The organism is Nocardia niwae NBRC 108934 = DSM 45340 (assembly GCF_001613465.1).
Taxonomy (GTDB): domain Bacteria; phylum Actinomycetota; class Actinomycetes; order Mycobacteriales; family Mycobacteriaceae; genus Nocardia; species Nocardia niwae.
This window is the reverse complement of record NZ_BDCK01000015.1, coordinates 708,204-724,588: the sequence shown is the minus strand read 5'-3', so window position 1 is coordinate 724,588 and position 16,385 is coordinate 708,204. Positions and strand designations below refer to the sequence as shown.

16 protein-coding genes are annotated in these 16,385 nt (G+C 69.0%); 5 read left to right on the top strand and 11 right to left on the bottom strand.

Annotated features, from left to right (window positions below; genetic code table 11):
- Positions 1-89 precede the first annotated feature (89 nt).
- Both NNI01S_RS07035 and NNI01S_RS07030 read right to left on the bottom strand, forming a co-directional pair.
- Complete coding sequence (locus NNI01S_RS07035; RefSeq protein WP_063018582.1) at positions 90-848, bottom strand: AfsR/SARP family transcriptional regulator; 759 nt, start codon at positions 846-848, stop codon at positions 90-92.
- A 274-nt stretch (positions 849-1,122) separates the two neighbouring features.
- On the bottom strand, positions 1,123-2,421 hold the full coding sequence (locus tag NNI01S_RS07030) for a YhgE/Pip domain-containing protein (protein WP_063018580.1): 1,299 nt from the start codon (positions 2,419-2,421) through the stop codon (positions 1,123-1,125).
- A gap of 65 nt (positions 2,422-2,486) precedes the next feature.
- Here NNI01S_RS07030 and NNI01S_RS07025 point away from each other — a divergent pair, with 65 nt between their 5' ends.
- Positions 2,487-3,086 (top strand): TetR/AcrR family transcriptional regulator, encoded by a 600-nt coding sequence (locus NNI01S_RS07025; RefSeq protein WP_063018578.1) that lies wholly within the window; start codon positions 2,487-2,489, stop codon positions 3,084-3,086.
- Positions 3,087-3,108: 22 nt separating this feature from the next.
- Here the strand turns inward: NNI01S_RS07025 and NNI01S_RS33040 are convergent, their stop codons facing one another.
- From NNI01S_RS33040 to NNI01S_RS07000, 6 genes are all read right to left on the bottom strand, one after another.
- Positions 3,109-3,255, bottom strand: a complete 147-nt coding sequence (locus tag NNI01S_RS33040; protein WP_063917340.1) for a DUF1059 domain-containing protein — start codon at positions 3,253-3,255, stop codon at positions 3,109-3,111.
- 60 nt (positions 3,256-3,315) lie between these two features.
- The gene (locus NNI01S_RS07020; protein WP_063018576.1) at positions 3,316-4,203 is read right to left on the bottom strand and encodes a VOC family protein; all 888 of its coding nucleotides are present in this window, start codon (positions 4,201-4,203) and stop codon (positions 3,316-3,318) included.
- A 16-nt stretch (positions 4,204-4,219) separates the two neighbouring features.
- Complete coding sequence (locus tag NNI01S_RS07015; RefSeq protein WP_063018826.1) at positions 4,220-5,263, bottom strand: ferredoxin--NADP reductase; 1,044 nt, start codon at positions 5,261-5,263, stop codon at positions 4,220-4,222.
- Between the two features lie 71 nt (positions 5,264-5,334).
- Positions 5,335-5,562: a hypothetical protein gene (locus tag NNI01S_RS07010; RefSeq protein WP_063018574.1), complete on the bottom strand. Its 228-nt coding sequence runs from the start codon at positions 5,560-5,562 to the stop codon at positions 5,335-5,337.
- An 11-nt stretch (positions 5,563-5,573) separates the two neighbouring features.
- Positions 5,574-6,716, bottom strand: coding sequence for a 3-ketosteroid-9-alpha-monooxygenase, oxygenase component (locus NNI01S_RS07005; RefSeq protein WP_063018824.1), 1,143 nt, complete (start codon positions 6,714-6,716; stop codon positions 5,574-5,576).
- A gap of 92 nt (positions 6,717-6,808) precedes the next feature.
- Positions 6,809-7,315, bottom strand: a complete 507-nt coding sequence (locus NNI01S_RS07000; RefSeq protein WP_063018571.1) for a flavin reductase family protein — start codon at positions 7,313-7,315, stop codon at positions 6,809-6,811.
- 223 nt (positions 7,316-7,538) lie between these two features.
- Here NNI01S_RS07000 and NNI01S_RS06995 point away from each other — a divergent pair, with 223 nt between their 5' ends.
- The 4 genes from NNI01S_RS06995 (at position 7,539) to NNI01S_RS36315 (ending at position 12,694) form a co-directional block, all read left to right on the top strand.
- Entirely contained in the window at positions 7,539-8,369 is an 831-nt protein-coding gene (locus tag NNI01S_RS06995; RefSeq protein ID WP_063018569.1) for an IclR family transcriptional regulator, read from the top strand.
- A gap of 37 nt (positions 8,370-8,406) precedes the next feature.
- Complete coding sequence (locus tag NNI01S_RS06990; protein WP_063018567.1) at positions 8,407-8,982, top strand: PadR family transcriptional regulator; 576 nt, start codon at positions 8,407-8,409, stop codon at positions 8,980-8,982.
- 61 nt (positions 8,983-9,043) lie between these two features.
- The gene (locus NNI01S_RS06985) at positions 9,044-10,273 is read left to right on the top strand and encodes a bifunctional 3,4-dihydroxy-2-butanone-4-phosphate synthase/GTP cyclohydrolase II (RefSeq protein ID WP_063018565.1); all 1,230 of its coding nucleotides are present in this window, start codon (positions 9,044-9,046) and stop codon (positions 10,271-10,273) included.
- Between the two features lie 141 nt (positions 10,274-10,414).
- Positions 10,415-12,694, top strand: a complete 2,280-nt coding sequence (locus NNI01S_RS36315; protein WP_063018563.1) for an ATP-binding protein — start codon at positions 10,415-10,417, stop codon at positions 12,692-12,694.
- Positions 12,695-12,710: 16 nt separating this feature from the next.
- On the opposite strand, the gene NNI01S_RS06975 is transcribed toward NNI01S_RS36315, so the two are convergent.
- From NNI01S_RS06975 to NNI01S_RS06965, 3 genes are all read right to left on the bottom strand, one after another.
- On the bottom strand, positions 12,711-13,565 hold the full coding sequence (locus NNI01S_RS06975; RefSeq protein ID WP_063018561.1) for an alpha/beta fold hydrolase: 855 nt from the start codon (positions 13,563-13,565) through the stop codon (positions 12,711-12,713).
- A complete protein-coding gene (gene hsaA, locus NNI01S_RS06970; protein ID WP_063018559.1) occupies positions 13,565-14,728 on the bottom strand; it encodes a 3-hydroxy-9,10-secoandrosta-1,3,5(10)-triene-9,17-dione monooxygenase oxygenase subunit in 1,164 nt (387 codons plus the stop codon). The genes NNI01S_RS06975 and hsaA overlap by 1 nt, the downstream gene beginning before the upstream one ends.
- Positions 14,729-14,825: 97 nt before the next feature.
- A complete protein-coding gene (locus NNI01S_RS06965) occupies positions 14,826-16,307 on the bottom strand; it encodes an FAD-dependent oxidoreductase (RefSeq protein ID WP_063018557.1) in 1,482 nt (493 codons plus the stop codon).
- Positions 16,308-16,385 lie beyond the last annotated feature (78 nt).

The window sequence follows — 16,385 nt, the reverse complement described above, 5'->3', positions numbered from 1 at the left end:
GATTCGGTGCGATCACCGCTGTTATCAGCGGAGTATCGAGCGCCCGCGTCTCCCCGGCGTCACCGCGGCGTCTCCCGGCCCGCCCCGGCTCAGACGGAGGCGAGTCGATCATGGCGGGATCTCCGTCGGCGGATGCGCAGCAGCAGGTCGTCCATGCGAGACGATGGCACAGCACCGAACTCGGCTCCGAGCAAGTCGCGATAGCGCCGGTACTCACGGATCGCGTCGGCCTCGTTGCCTTGCGCGAGATGAATCTGGATGACGATCCGGCGGGAGCTTTCCCGTAACGGCTCCTGCTGCACGACCGCCGAGGCCGCGATGAGCGCCGCGCCGGTCTGCCGATGTTCCAGCAGGGCCTGGGCAGCCGATTCGAGTGCCGTGACCCGGCTCAATCGATAACGCTCCCGGTCGGCGACCACCCAGTCCTCATCCCAGTCCGGTAGCAGCTCCCTACGCTGGAGCAGCAGCGGCACTCGCGCGAGATCCTCGCTCCCGGGGTCGTGGATGAGCCGGTGTGTCAGATCGGTCAGGTCGGCCAGGTCGACGGATACGCCGTGCCCGAGGTGGAGTCGATCACCCTCGATCTGCACCAGCGCCTCCTGGACGCGCCGGAGCCGCCACAGCGCGGTGCGCAGGCTCTTCGACGCGCAGCTGTCGGTGCATCCGGGCCACAGTGCGCCGGCGAGGCGGCTGCGCGCGACCGGCCGGTCCAGCAACGCGAGGTAGGTCAGCACCCGTTCCGCCATGTGTGGAAGGTCGAGCTGCCTGCCGCCGTTTCGCAGGGCGAATTCCTCGACCAACGTGAGCTGGAAACACGTTGTGTCTGCGTTGTGGCCGATGAGCACCATGTCAGTTCTCGATCGTGGCGCCGATCGTCCTCGCACAGGTGGCGGGTGCGCTGGATGTCCCCTGCGTCATACCGAACAGTCTGCTCAGCTTCGGGAGTGTCGGCGCGAGTAGTCGACTACGCGATCTCCGACTGCGCCCGACCCGCCTTGCGCAGGCCGGCGAACGTCAGTGCTCGGACTTCCCGGAACGCTCGATCAGCTCCCACAGGTACGCCACGTGCTCGGCCGAGGCCTCGGCCGATCCGAAAGCGGCGACCGACCACCCGATTCCCACTCATCCGGCGACGGCGGGCGCACCTACGACCGGGGTACTGCCGCCGGGCGCTGTCGCGCGGTGCAGTCCGCGACGGTCGTAGGCGTAAGTGGCCGTGACACCGAGCACCACACCGATTCCGAGACCGAGCAGCGTCATCCACAGTCCGAGACCGAAACCGGCTTCGGCGTGGGCGTCGAAGAAGAGGATGGCGCGCACAGCCAGGTAGATCTGGTGCATCGGTTCGAACGCGGCCAACTTCGCGATATAGACGGGCGTCGCTTCCAGCGGGACCGTGGCGGCCGAGGACGGCAGGCCGAGAACGACGAACAGGATCAGGTTGACCAGCAGGCCGGCGGTCCCGAAGGTGGCCAGGACGGCCAGCGCGGTCACGCCGACGGCGACGATGGCGAGTGTGCCGTAGAGCCACAGCAGCAGTGGGCTGCCCAGTGGAACCCGCAATGCCGCGGCGACGGCGAGGAATATTCCGGACAGAATCGGCGCCGCTGTGACGATGACCGCCCACTTCACCAGCAAGGTGCGGAAACGGGAGATCCCGGTGGCCGGCGGGTGGACGAACCACGGGCCGTATTCGGTGGGAGTGAAACCGAGGACCGAGTCGACGAGGGTGTGGATGATCATGGCTCCGGTGAAGCCCGCCAACAGCAGGATCAAGGTGTAGAAGAAGGCGACCAGCCCTTGACCTGCCCCATCGTCCATCGGACGATACGGCGCGGTGACGATCTGCACCGGGTCGGCGAGCATCAGGCGCGCGGCGCCACTGACCTCGACCGGCGCGCCCGGCCCCGCGGCCAAGGCGGAGTTCACCTGGTCGGTCAGATTCTTGCCGACGGTCTCGTCCACCTGGGTCAGCGCACGAGCGGCGATCCGCTGCATGATTCCGGTGGTGTAGGGACCGATGCGCGGGTTGGTGTTGATCGTGATCACCGGGCGCTCGATCGCTCCGGGCACCACGGCGCCCGCGCCCAGAATCGCCAGCCGCTTGGTGAAATCGGACGGGATGACGATGGCGCCGTAGACCGCACCGTGCTGCAACTGTGTGCGCGCCTCGGCGATGCCGACGACGCGCAGGTCGATCTTCTCCGCCGGCATACCCGCGACCAGCGCGTCGGTGATCTGGGCGCCGACATTGGCGGGTTTGCCGTCGAGCGTGTCGCCGACGTCTTGATTGACCAGGGCGATGGGGAAGTCGTGCAGGTTCTTCTCGGTATTGCTCGCGTAGCCGAGGTACATCGTGCCCAGCAGCGCCGCGAAGACCGTCAGCACTGCGATCGGGGCGGTGAAGGTCCGAACCGTCATGCGAGTCAATGTAGTCACTGCCTACAAAGTAGGCAACGGCTACATTTTGTTATCCTGCATACACCATGCCGATCACGCGAAGCCGGTCCTACCACCACGGCGACCTGCGCGCCGAGTTGCTCCAGCGCGCTGAGGCGACGCTGCGCGAGTCCGGCGTCGACGGCCTGTCACTGCGCGGACTGGCCCGTGACGTCGGAGTCAGCCACGCCGCTCCGACCCGGCATTTCAAGGACAAGCAAGCGCTCCTGGACGCCATCGCGGTGTCCGGATTCCAACGTCTCGCCGCCGCTTTGGAGCAGACGGCGGCCGCCAGTTCGGCCGACGGGCACATCCGGGATCTCGCCCGCACGTATCTCCATTTCGCGACCGAGAATTCGGAACTCGTCGCGTTGATGTTCGCGCGCAGGCACAGTCCCGCCGCGGGCGATGCGATGTCGCGGGCCGTGGACGCGGCATTCGCGACGCCGGTTGCGCTCATCGCCGAAGCGCAGAAGCGGGGTGAAGTGATCGCGGGCGATCCGCGGCGCATCGCGCTGTCCGCGGTCGCCGCGCTGCAAGGTCTGGCCACCTTCGTCGGCTCGGGCGTGATCGCCGTGGAGACCGCCGACGAACTGGTGGACGAGACCACCACCCACATGATCGAAGGTTTGCGCCCGAGACCGTGAGGCCGGGCGCGACCCTCCTCGATCAGTACGCGATGAACAAGATCTCGTCGCGCGAGTAGTCGTGACCGGGGTGTTTCTCCGCCAGGTGGGCTTGCGTCTTCGCCACCAGATCGTCCTCGTCGGTTCCGACGATCGATTCCCCGCAGGGGCAGTTCAGATTTCGCTTCATCAGCGTCCTTCCTCCTCGAGTCGACAGTCTAGGACCCCGCCGCGCGGCCGAACCGCCGAGTCAGCCACGTGACCATTCGTGGCCCCAGTAGCTGTCGGCGGTGATCTCCTCGGCGCTGTAGGTGGCTTCGTCGACCAGAACGCCCTCGGTGCCGTATTCGAGATCCCAGCCGCCGGGGGTGCGGACGTAGAAGGAGATCATCTTGTCGTTGGTGTGCCTGCCGAGGGTCGACGACAGCGGGTAGCCGGCCCGCATGACGCGGTCGAGGGCCCGGCCGACGGAGTCGAGCTGGTCGACCTCGACCATGATGTGTACCAGGCCGGGCCCCTCGGGGCGCGTCCCGGGGATCAGCGCGAGGCTGTGATGGCGCTGGTTGACCCCGAGGAAGCGCACCCGAACCGGCCCTGCCTCGGGTGGGGTGGGCACCCGGAACGAGCCACGCGGCAGGAATCCGAGCACCTCACAATAGAAGCGGTTCGCCTCCTCCAGGTCGGGCACCGGGAGCACGACATGACCCAGGCCCAATCCCCCGGTGACGAAACGGTTGCCGTGCACGGTGACGACCGGGCTGTGGTCGAGGACCGGACCGTGGAAGACCTCGACGGTGAAGCCCGCGGGATCGGTGAAGGTGAAGGCCTCTTCCACGCGCAGTGCGTCGACCTGATCCTGGGTCAGTGGCGTGACAGCCACACCCGCCCGCTCCAGTGTTCGCCGCACCCGGGCGAGCGCGCGGTAGTCGCGCACCTCCCAGCCCACGGCCAGCACCCGGTCCTGTTCGGCGGGAACGAGTTCGAAGCGGTAGGCGTGCTCGTCCATCCGCAGATACAGACTGTCCGGATTCGGTCCGGTGGCCTGGGCGAAGCCCATCACGTCGAAGGCGAAGGCGCGCCAGGCCGCCGCATCGGCGATGGCGACTCGGACGTAACCGAGCGAGGCGATGTCAGCCATTGATTCGTCGTACTCCTCAGGAATAGGTGACTTGCACCGTGTCGGTGACCGGGACCGCCTGGCAGGCCAGCACGTATCCGTCGGCCAGATCGGCCTCGTCGAGAACTTCGTTGTGCCGCATCTCCACCTGCCCCGAGACGACTCGGCAGGTGCAGGCGCTGCAGGCGCCCTCACGGCAGGAGTAGGGCGCCGCCAGCCCATGGGCCAGCAGGACGTCGAGCAGGACCTGCTCGCGTGGCCACGGAAGTTCGCGCGTCTCGCCGTCGAGTTCGACTTCGACCGCGGCGCTGTCGCCGGAGTCGGCCGGTTCCGGGACGGCGCTCTCGAACGGGTTGCCGGTGAGCGACACGAATTTCTCGACGTGCACGCGCCCGGCGCCCAGCCCGATCAGCGCTGCGGAGACCGCGTCCATGAAGGGACCGGGGCCGCAGACGAACGCTTCGCGCTCGGACCACGGTCCGGCCAGCGCCGCGAGCTGCGCGCGGGTGGGCAGCCCTTGCAGGCTCTCCAGCCAGTGCACCACGACCAGGCGGCCGGGATACCGGGCCGCGAGGTCGGCGAGTTCGGCGGCGAAGATCACCGATCGTTCGTCGCGGTTGGCGTAGATCAGCGTGCAGTGCCCGGCCCCGGCTGCCAGTATCGATTTCAGGATCGACAGCACCGGGGTGATCCCACTGCCTGCCGCGAACAACAGCACGTCGTCGTCGAGCGACGCGGGGGTGAACACACCGGCGGGCGGCAGCGCGTCGAGAACCGTTCCCGCGACGGCGTTGTCGCACAGCCAGTTGGATCCGTAGCCGTCTGGCGTTCGCTTGACGGTGACCTTCAGCGGCCCTTCCTCGTGTGGCGCACTGGACAGGGAGTAACACCGGCTCACCGAGCCCGTCAGCTCACTCGGTATCCGCAGGGTCAGGAACTGACCAGCCCGGTAGGCGATCGAATTCGACCGCCCGGTGGCCGGATCCAGTTCCAGCGAGACCGCGTCGTCGGTCTCCTCGATCACCCGCACCACCCGCAGCGGCAGGACAGCGCCCTGGTTGCTGTCGGTGTCGCCGGGAATCCGCGTCGGCAGCACGGCCGCCCGATCCACTGTTGTGTCTCCTCTCCGGCCGTCCACGGCGTGCGCCGCACTCACGGCGCATCTCCGTCCCGCGTGCCGATGTCGATGCGACCGCAGGCGACGGCGGCATCGATGCTGTCGCGCAGCGCGACGCAGGTGCGCACGCGCGTGCTGTCCGCTCCGGCGAACTCGGCGCACGCCGCCACGGCGTCTGCGGTCCACTGCACGCTGGTGTGCTGCGGGCTGTACTTCTCGACCAGCACGCAGGTTTCGCAGGTACGGCAGGTAACCCGTTCCATCACGATCCCGCTCAGGATCCGGCGGCGGCGCGCTGCCCAGCGAGATTCTCGGCGACCTCCGCTTCCCAGGCCGTGACCGCGCGGGTGGTGTCGACCTCGAACTCGAAGCGGTCGGTCATCTTCGGGTCGACCTCGGCCGCATCGGTGTAGAACTGCTCGTACCAGCGGCGCAGCTGGTAGACGGGCCCGTCCTCCTCGCACAGCAGTGGATTGTCGATGCGGGTCTTGCGCTGCCAGATCGCGGCGTCCTGTTCGAAGCCGCGGCCCAGACCGCCCGCGAACTTCGCCGCGATGTCCTCGGCCTGCTCCGGCGACACACCGTGCGGTTTCTTCACGATCGCGCCGTATTGCAGCACGAACTTCGTCGGTGACACCGGGTAGTGGCAGTTGATGAGCACGCCCTCGACCGTCAGTCCCGCGCTCTCGCTGCGCAGGTGATCGATCATGTAGGACGGGCCGTAGTACGAGGCGTCGGAGTGCAGGACGTTCTTGCCGCCCAACGCCTTAGCGGTCTCCCCCATCATGTCCTCGCGCGACACCGACGTCATGTACTGACTGGCGATGTGACCCTCGAAGACGTTCTTGAAGTAGGTGGGGAACCCGAAGTGCACGTAGAAGAAGTGCGCCATGTCCACCACGTTGTCGATGACCTCGCGGCAGTTCGCGCCGTCGATCGTCATGGTGTTCCAGGTCCACTCGGTCCACTCGTCGCTGAACGCGCCCTCGATGCGCGGGATCGTGACCTGTTCCGGGGGTGGATTGCCCTCGGGGTCGTTCCATACGAACAGCTGCTTGTTCTGCTCCAGGGTCGGCCATGAGCGGGTCCGCGCCCGGGGTGGAACGCGGCGGCCGTAGGGGATGCCGGTGCAGCGGCCGTTGCCGCCCCAGCGCCAGTCGTGGAACGGGCAGGCGATCGAGTCCCCCTTGATCCGGCCGTCGCCCAGGTTCCCGCCCATGTGCCTGCAGTAGGCATCCAAAACGTGGAGTTCCCCGCCCGCCCCGGCGAACACGACCAGTTCGGTGCCGAAGATCTCGACGGTGTGCGGTTCACCGTCCCGGAAGTCCCGCGCGAGGCCCAGGCAGTGCCAGCCGCGCGCGTACCGGGCGGGCGGAGCGCCCGCGTCGATCACTCGGACCTCGGTGTCGGTAGTCATCGGTTCCTCCACAATTCGCGCACGTTTGTCACCTCGATATTTCGGTTCGACATGCGGGGCGGAAATGCGCAGTCCCACTGGCCGGGAGGCGCTCAGGCCGGATCGAGCCGCCCGAACGCGGAGCGGTAGAACAGCAGCGGCGCGGCTTCACGGTGCTCTGACAGGGCGGTGACGCGCGCGATGACGATGGTGTGGTCACCGCCGTCGACCTCCTGCTCGACCTCGCAATCGAGCCAGGCCATGCTCCCGGCCAGCCGTGGCGAGCCGTTCGGCGACGGCTCCCAGTCGACCCCCGCGAACTTGTCGGTGCCGCTGCGCGCGAGCCGGCGGCAGATGTCCTGCTGGTCGTGGGCCAGGATGTTGACGCAGAGCCGGCCCACCGCGCGGATGCGCGGCCACGAGGTGGACGTGCGCGCCGGGCAGAAGCAGACCGCGGGCGGCTCCAGCGACAGCGCGGAGAAGGACTGGCAGGTGAATCCGACCGGCCCGTCACCGGAGTGTGCGGTGATCACCGTGACGCCGGTGCAGAAGCGACCCAGCACGGCTTTGAAGTCGCGCACGTCCAGTGGCGATCCGTCCATCTCGAGCACCGGTTCCATCGGACCTCCTATTTCGATCAGGCATATACCTGACAGCTATGACAGCAGTCGCCGCCCGAGGGAGGTCAAGACCGGAGTCCGGTCACCGAGATCGAGATCCGTAGAAGCTACGTAGTTCTCCCGATTCATCCCGGTCGAGGATTCGCCAGTGTGATGGGAGACACAGCAGACCGGGCCCGAAATGCCCGGTCGACCAGCCCGAATGTGACCGACGGAGGTTCAGATGACCGTCACGCTGCGGCCCGAAGCCGCCCGGGCGCCCCACCGCGCTCGCCCTGTAAACGCTGAATCCGGCCCCGCCGACGTACCCGTCTCGATGATCGAACGGATGACCCTCATCCTGGACGCGTTCGACGCCGCCACGCCGACGCTGACGCTGCTCGGCCTGGTGGAGCGCACCGGCCTGCCGCGCTCGACCGTCCATCGGATCCTCGACCAGATGATCCGGCTGCGCTGGCTGGCCCACACGTCCGGCGGATACCGGCTCGGCATGCGCACCCTGGAACTCGGCGGGCTCACCGCCGACCACAACGAGATCCGCGACGCCGTCAGTCCGCTACTGCACGAGTTGTGTCAGCGCACCGGCATGGTCGGCCATCTGGCGGTGCTCGACGGTCGCGAGGTCGTCTACCTGGACAAGGCCGGTGGGCGACTGGCCGCGATTCTGCCGACCCGCCTCGGCGGCCGCATGCCCGCGCATTCCACGGCACTGGGCAAGGCGATGCTGGCCGCCTTGGAGCCGAGCATCGCCGAAGCCGCGTTCCATTCCCGGCTGCCGCGCATGACCGCGCACACCATCACCGAGCCCGACGCGTTGCACCGCGCGCTGGCCCAGATCCGCCTGCGCCAGGGCGTTGCGGTGGACCGCGAGGAATCCATGGACGGAATCGCTTGTGTCGCAGCACCATTGCGCGGCCGTGGCACGGCTCCCGCGGCGCTGTCGCTGTCCGGGCGGGCCGAGGCGATGAGTTTCGACAAGCTGGCGCGGGTGCTGCTGGAGATCTCCCACGAGGCGGGGCGGACGCTGTTCCCGCGCCGGGCGCGCTGGCGATAGATCGAATCCGCATATGCCTGAGCGGTACAGTCCGACCATGACCGATGGCGGCACACCCGCGGTGCCCGACCTGCCGACCACCGCGTGGGCCGTGCTCGGCATGCTCTCGCACGCCGACGAACTCTCCGGCTACGACCTGAAGAAATGGGCCGACTGGAGTCTGCAGTTCTTCTATTGGAGCCCGTCGTTCAGCCAGATCTACGCCGAACTCAAGCGTCTGGAGAAGCACGGCTACGCCAGCTCCCGCACGGTCGTGCAGGACGACGGCGTGCGCGGCAAGCGGATGTACTCCATCACGCCGGAAGGCCGTGCGGCGGCCGCGAACTGGGTCAATCACGCGCCGGTCGAGGCGCCGGTGCTCAAGCACAGCGTGATGCTGCGGGCATGGCTGGGCAATCTCGCCGAGCCCGAGCGGATGCGTGACATCCTCACCGAGCACATCGCGTACGCCGAGAAGATGCGCAAACGCGCCGAGGCCGACGCGGAAGGCGCCGAGGCGAATCCGGACTGGGTCTATCCGGAACTGGTGCTGCGCTGGTGTGTCCGGCACTACGAGGCGGAGCGCGATTTCGCCCGCGAACTGCTCGCGGACATCGACCGCCTCACTCAGTGAGACGCCACCTGGCCGTTCCGGGCCCGCCATATTTCGATTAGGCATATGGAGGTGGCGGACGATGACCGGTGAACTGGACACGGTGCCTGCCGCGGTGGCGGCGATCGCGAGCGGCGGCGTGGCGCTCGTGGTGGACGACGAGGACCGCGAGAACGAAGGCGACCTGGTACTCGCCGCGGAGATGGCGACCCCGCGCAATATCGGATTCCTGGTGCGGCACACCAGTGGCGTGTTGTGCGTGCCCATGGCGGGCGAGGATCTCGACCGCCTGGAACTGCCGCCGATGACGGCGGTCAACCAGGACCCGAAGGGCACCGCCTACACGGTCTCGGTGGACGCGGCGGCGGGCGTGGGCACCGGCATCTCGGCCGCCGACCGGGCGCACACCATGCGCCTGCTCGCCGATCCCGCCGCCACACCCCGGGACCTCACCCGCCCGGGGCACGTGTTTCCCCTCCGAGCGCACCCGCGTGGCGTACTCGGCCGGCGAGGGCATACCGAGGCCGCTGTCGATTTGGCGCGGCTGGCGGGCTTGCGCCCCGCCGGCGTCATCGCCGAGGTGGTCCGCGACGACGGGTCGATGGCCCGCCTGCCGGAACTGCTGACCATGGCCCGCGTGCACGGGATCCCGATCATCTCCATCGCCGATCTGGTGGACTACCGCCTGCGGCGCGAGGCGGGCGTCGCCCGGATCGTGGAGACCCGGCTGCCCACCCCGTCCGGCGAGTTCCGGCTGATCGGCTATCGGGACGCGACGAACCACGCCGAGCATCTCGCGCTGGTGTTCGGTGCGCCGGGCGAACACGACGTCTTGACCCGGGTGCACTCGGAATGCCTCACCGGAGACGCGTTCGGTTCGCTGCGCTGCGACTGCGGCGAGCAGCTCGACGCCGCCCTGCGGGCCGTGGCCGCCGAAGGCCGCGGGGTCGTGATCTATCTGCGCGGACAAGAGGGACGCGGCGTCGGGCTGCTGAACAAACTGCGCGCATACGAGCTCCAGGACGGGGGCGCCGACACCGTCGACGCGAACCTGCTGCTCGGGCTGCCCGTCGACGCCCGCCACTACGGCGCCGCCGCCCAGATCCTGGCCGACCTGGGTGTGCGGTCGGTCCGGTTGCTCAGCAACAATCCCGCCAAACAGGCGGGTCTGACCGAATACGGTATCGCCGTCGAACGGCGAATCCCCCTGCAGACCAGCCCGACCGAGCACAACGTGCGCTATCTGCGCGCCAAGCGCGACCGCATGCGCCACCAGTTGACCGAGGTCGACCCCGCCGTCGCCGTCCGATGAGCGGAAACTGTTCGATCCATCCGCTGTCCCGGCGACGTCTTCGCAGGCCCCGCGCCGGCGGACCACGCGGGGATGCCCACCGGAGTTGAATTTGTCCAGAATGCTCTTGCGCGCCACGCGCGGTACCTAGGGTTGACACCCATGGCGCGGCGTCCCATCGGCAACCTCCCTGCCGAGGTCACCAGCTTCGTCGGGCGCCGGGAGGAACTCGCCGCGGCGAAGCGGCTGCTGCCCACGACGCGGGTGCTGACGCTGCTCGGTCCGGGCGGCGTCGGCAAGACCCGGCTGTCCCGCCAGGTCGGCGTCGCGGTCGCGCGCGCGTTCCCGGACGGGGTATGGCTGGTCGAGCTGGCCGACGTGCACGACCCCGACCTGGTGACGGTGACCGTCGCCGAGGCGCTGGCGCTGCGCGACGACACGGCGACGCCCCTGCGGCGGCTGACCGAGTTCCTCGCGGACAAACGGTTGCTATTGATCCTGGACAACTGCGAGCACCTGATCGACGCGTGCGCGCAGCTGGTCGGCCGGATCGTCGCCACGACCCCCGAGGTGCGGGTGCTGGCGACCAGCCGGGAGGTGCTGGGTGTGCAGGGTGAACAGGTCATGCCCGTCGCGCCTCTGCCGCTACCGGACGAGAAGACGGTGGACAGCGATGCGATGCGGCTGCTCGCCGAGCGGGCGGGCGCGGCCAACCCGGACTTCGCGGCCACGCCCGCGAACCGGGGCGCGCTGGCGGCGATCTGCCGCAGGCTGGACGGAATTCCGCTCGCGCTGGAACTGGCCGCCTTGCGTTTCCGGATGTTCACTCCGGAACAGATTCTCGCCCGGCTCGACGACACCATGGGTCTGCTCAGCGCGGGACCGCGCTTGGCGCCCGAACGGCAGCAGACCATCGAGGGGGCGATCCGCTGGAGTTACGACCTGTGCACCCCGGCCGAACAGCGGCTGTGGGAGCAGCTGTCGGTGTTCTCCGGTGGCTTCGACATCGACGCCGCCGAAGCCGTCTGCCTACCGGCTTCCAGGGCGCAGACCCTGTTCGACGCGCTCACCGGCCTGGTCGACAAATCGGTGCTCAGTCTGCGCTACGACGGTGACGTCGGCCGGTACTCGATGCTGGAGCCGATCCGGCAATTCGCCCACGACCGGCTGACCGAACGCGGGGACGAGCCCGCGATCCGAGCGCGCCACCGCGACCACTACCGGCGGCTGGCGCTGCGCGGCCGGACCGCGTACTGGAGTTCCGACGACGTCGTCTGGTTCCGTGAGCTGAACCGCGAGCACGCGAATCTGCGCGCGGCGTTGCAGTTCGGCCTCACCGGCGCACCGGAGTCGGCGCTCGAGATGGCCGCGGTGCTGCGGCCGTTCTGGGAGCACAACCGTTTCCTCACCGAGGGCTACCGCTGGCTGACCGACGCGCTGGCGAAGTCGAGCGAACCGACCGAGCTGCGCGCACGCGGGCTCTCCGCGGCGGCCTCACTCGCGGCGCTGCTCTCGGATCGCGGGTCAGCGCGGCAGCTGGTGGACGAATGCGTCGCCCTGGCACGCAGAGTCAACGCGCCCGACATTCTCGCGGAGGCGATGCTCGACTCGGCGTTGCTGGCCTTCAACGACGGCGACACCGCCCGCGCCCTCGAATTGGCGGAGACGGCGACCCATCTGGCCGCCGAATGCGGGCATTACGCGATGGAAATGGACAGTCTCGCCTTCGCCTTCGTGTGCGCGCTGGTGCTCTCCGACGCGCGCTCCACCGTTTTCGCCGAGCGACTCCTGACGGTCACCACCGAACGGGGACCGTCTCTGCTCGGTGGGCTGGCGCAGTGGTCGATGGGCCTGGACCATTGGCGACGCGGCGATCAAGACGCCGCGACCGGTTATCTCGCCCGGTCGGTCGAGATGTTCAGCCTGTTCGACCGGTGCGTCTGGCTCGCCTCCGGTTTCGAGGGACTGGCATGGACGGCGGTGGCGCGAGCCGACTTCGAGCGCGCCGCACGTCTGCTCGGAGCCGCGGAGATCCTCGCACGCAGCACGGTGCGCCTCGCGCACGCCATCACCGGCGTCCTGGGCGACAAGATGCGCGGGCGGGTGCGAGAAGCACTGGGCGAGGAAGTGTTCCAGGAGATCTTCGACAGCGGGGCGACGCTGTCGCTGGGCGAGGCGATCGATTACGCGCTGGGGCGCGCGCCTACCGCGGCCCGACCGCCGCAGACCGCATCCGCCGAGCCGCAGGCGGCCGACGTCCTCACTCGCCGGGAGAAGGACGTCGCCCGCCTGGTGGCCGCGGGTCACAGCAACAAACGCATCGCCGCGGACCTGGTGATCTCGGTGCGCACCGCCGAGACCCACGTCGAGCACATCCTGACCAAGCTCGGCTTCACTTCGCGGACCCAGATCGCGGGATGGGTCCGCGATCACGAGATGTGATCGACGTGGGCGGCGCTTACAGCCCGCCGGTGAGGAAGTCGACGACGGCGCGTTCGAACGCCGACTTGCGCTCGATCTGCACCCAGTGACCACATCGGGCGAAAACGCGCAGATCGGCATTCGGGATCTGGCGCGTGGGCAACAGCGCAGCCTCCACCGGTGTCACCCGATCGTCGCGCCCCCACAGGATCTGCGTCTCCGGGCGCAGGCCGCGCAACCGCGCCCACAGCGGGACCGGTTCGGCGAGAGCGGGATCGGCGAACGTAGCGTAGGCGTCGCGCAGCGCGGCGATGGCGTCCGGATCCGCGGCGGCGGCCAGCCGGGCATCGACCAGTTCTTCGGTCAAGGTAGCGGGATTCGACACCATGGTCCGCAGCCACGGGATGAGGCGCTCCCGGGTGGGATCGGCGCTGAACTCCAGCAACCGAGTGATGCCTTCGGACGGTTCCGGCCCCAGCACGTTCACCCCGACACCGCCGGGCGCCATCAGCACCAGCCGGTCGACCCGCTCGGGATGTTCCAGCGCCAGCAGCGTCGCTACCGCGCCGCCCATCGAATTGCCCAGCAGGTGTACACGTTCCAGGCCGAGGTCGTCGAGCAATTCGAGCACCGCATCGGCGGAGATGCGCAGGTAGTTGCGGTCGTACACCGCCGGGCGGCGGCTGCCGCCGAAGCCCGGCTGATCCACGATCAGGCAGCGGAAGCGCTCGGCCAGGGTGGGCAGGTTCGCGCCGAAGTTGGCCCAGCCCGAGACGCCCGGTCCGGAGCCGTGCAGCAGCACCAGCGGCGCGCCCGACCCCGCCTCGTGATAACGCAGCCGGAGCCCACCGGTCGTACTCCAGCGCGTGGTGTTCTCGGCGGTGAGCGTCATCAGATCATCCGATCCGTGACCGGCAACCCGAACGCGTCCCGGCCGTAGAGAACCAGCGCGCGCTCGACGTCGTTGATGACGTGCACGCTGCCCGCGTGCGCGTCGCGCCAGTGCCGTTCGATCGGATTGGGTTTGCGGATGGAATGCCCACCGGAGTTGTCGAACAGCAGATCGATGGCTTCGATAGCGCGTTCGGTGCCGCGCACCTGGTCGCGGCGGCTGCGCACCCGCAGTTCGAAGGGGATTTCCTCCCCCGCCTCGGCGTAGCGCAGCTGTTCGCTGATGTTGCGCTCCATCTGCAGCACGGCCGCGTCGATCTCGGAGGCGGCGCGTGCGACCCGCACGTGCGCGAACGGATCCTCGGCAGCCTTCTGCCCGCCGTAGGAGATCCGCACCCGCTCGCGCATGCGCTCGATGTGCGCTTCGTATGCGCCCTGAGCGGCGCCGATGATAGGTGCGGTGATGGTGTTGGAGAACACCGCGCCGAACGAGATCCGGTACAGCGGAGCGGTATTGACGGCCTGTCCGGGGCCGCGCAGCTCGGCCTGCTCACTCGCGCTATAGGTGCGGTGGGCGGGCACGAACGCGTGCTCGATGACGATGTCGTTGCTGCCGGTGCCGGACAACCCCGAGACGTGCCAGACGTCCTCGATGCGGTAGTCGGTGCGCGGCACCAGAACGGTCAGGTATTCCGCTCCCCCTTCGTCGTTCGGCACGACCGCACCGAGGAACGCCCAGCGGGCGTGATCACAGCCGGAGGAGAAGCTCCAGCGACCACTGATCTCGAAGCCGCCTTCGACGGGGATCAGCTTGCCGGTCGGCGCGTACGACGACGAGACCAGCGTGTCCGGATCGGGGTCCCATACGTCCTGCTGCGCTCGCAGCGGGAACAGGGCCAGCTGCCACGGGTGCGCGCCCAGCACCGAGGACACCCATGCCGTGGACGGGCATGCGGTGGCGATGGCGCGGATAACCTCGTAGAACGCGACCGGTGAGGATTCGTCGCCGCCGAAACCGGACGGCTGCAGCATGCGGAACACCCCCGCCTCGGTCAGCTCCCGGATGCTCTGCTCGGGCACTCTGCGCTGCAGCTCGGCGTCGGCCGCTCGCTCTCGGATCGCGGGCAGCAGATCCCGTACCCGATCGAGCACCTTGTTGGTCATATGCGGTAGTCCTCCTCGTAGTGCCGTCTTTCGACGCTAGGCCGGTGCGGCGCGGTCGGATCCGATCCATCCCGATGACCGGAACCCGCCGCCCGGATCAGCTGGGGCGGGCCGCGGCGGCGCCGGCACGGCGGCCGAAGAAGGTGCCGTCCCCGAGCGACGTGCCGCTGATGTAGCCCTCGCCGTGCAGGTTGCTCGCGGCACGGCCCGCGGCGAACAGTCCGGGGATCGGCGCGCCGTCGATATCGAGCACAGCGCCGTCGAGCGCGGTGTGCAGACCGCCGAGGGTGAAGACGGACGCGCCGGTCCCCCGGCGATCACCGGCCTCCGCCGGCGGCCGCACCCCCGCCCGCACATCGATGGCGGCGAGCGGTGGCGTGAGCGGCCGCACCCAGCGTGGCGCTTTCCCGAATTCGGGATCCGCGCCGTCGGCGGCGAAGCTGTTGTAGCGGCGGACGGTGTCGGCCAGCGCCGCAGCGGGCACGCCCATCAGCCCGGCGAGTTCTTCGGGTGTCTCCGCCACATGGGTGGGCCGCGCACCCCAGCGCTGTGGTTCCGGCACTTCGTCGAAAGCTTGTTCATCGAGCACGACCCAGGTCCGCATACCCTGCCGGAACAGCGCGGCCTGGCCGATCCGGCCGGGATAGGTGTCCTCGTTGATGAACCGCTGCCCGTGCTCGTTCACCACCATGCCGCGCGCGGCAAGGCCGGGAACGAGTGAGATGCCGACCTGGCCCGTGGCCATATGCCGCACCGCCGCGCCGAGGGCCTGCGCCATCCGGATTCCGCTGCCGTCGTCGGTGCCCGCGCTGACCTTGGTGTGTCCCAGCAGTCGCGGTGCGTGGGCGGCGAGCATGGCGTCGTTGTCGACGAATCCGCCGGTGGTCAGTACGACGCCGCGGCGAGCGCGGATGGTCAGCTCGGTGCCGTACCGCCGCGCCACCACGCCGACGACCGTGCCGTCACCGGCCACGATCAGGCACGCGGCCCTGGTGTCGAAAAGCGCTGTCGCGCCGGCGGATCGGCCGGCCTCGGTGAGGCGGTCCATGAGCAGCTTGCCGCCGAAGTCGGCGGCGGCCGGGCGATGGCCACGGGGCGCGGGCGCGGCGAGGTCGGTGAACGGCCTGCTGTTCTCCCCAAGCCACATCAGACCGTCATCCGTCGGCGGCACCCAGGCGGGCGCATCCCACAGGGTGGGTTCGAACGGCACACCGCGGTCGGCGAGCCAGTGGAAATGCGCGACGCTGTCCTCGCTGTAGCGCGCGATCTTGGCCGGGTCGGCGCCCGGGCCGAGCGCGGCGGACAGGAACGCGGCCATCGCCGCCGGGTCGTCGTCGAACCCGCACGCCTTTTGGATCGGTGTGCCGCCGCCGAGATAGATCTCGCCGCCCGACAGCGCCGAGGCGCCGCCCGGACCGCTCATCCGATCGAGGATCAACACCTGCGCGCCGCCCGCTGCAGCCTCGAACGCCGCGGCCGCCCCCGCACATCCATAACCGACCACCAGCACATCGGTCTCGATGTCGTAGGCGCGCACCTCGGCCGCCGCCCTGGGCACGACCGAATTCCGATCACTCATGAGTCGACCTTCCCGCTCCGCGCTCGGTGGCCGGACGCCCATCTTGGTGAGCGACCTTCCGGTCCCGTTCAGCGGGAC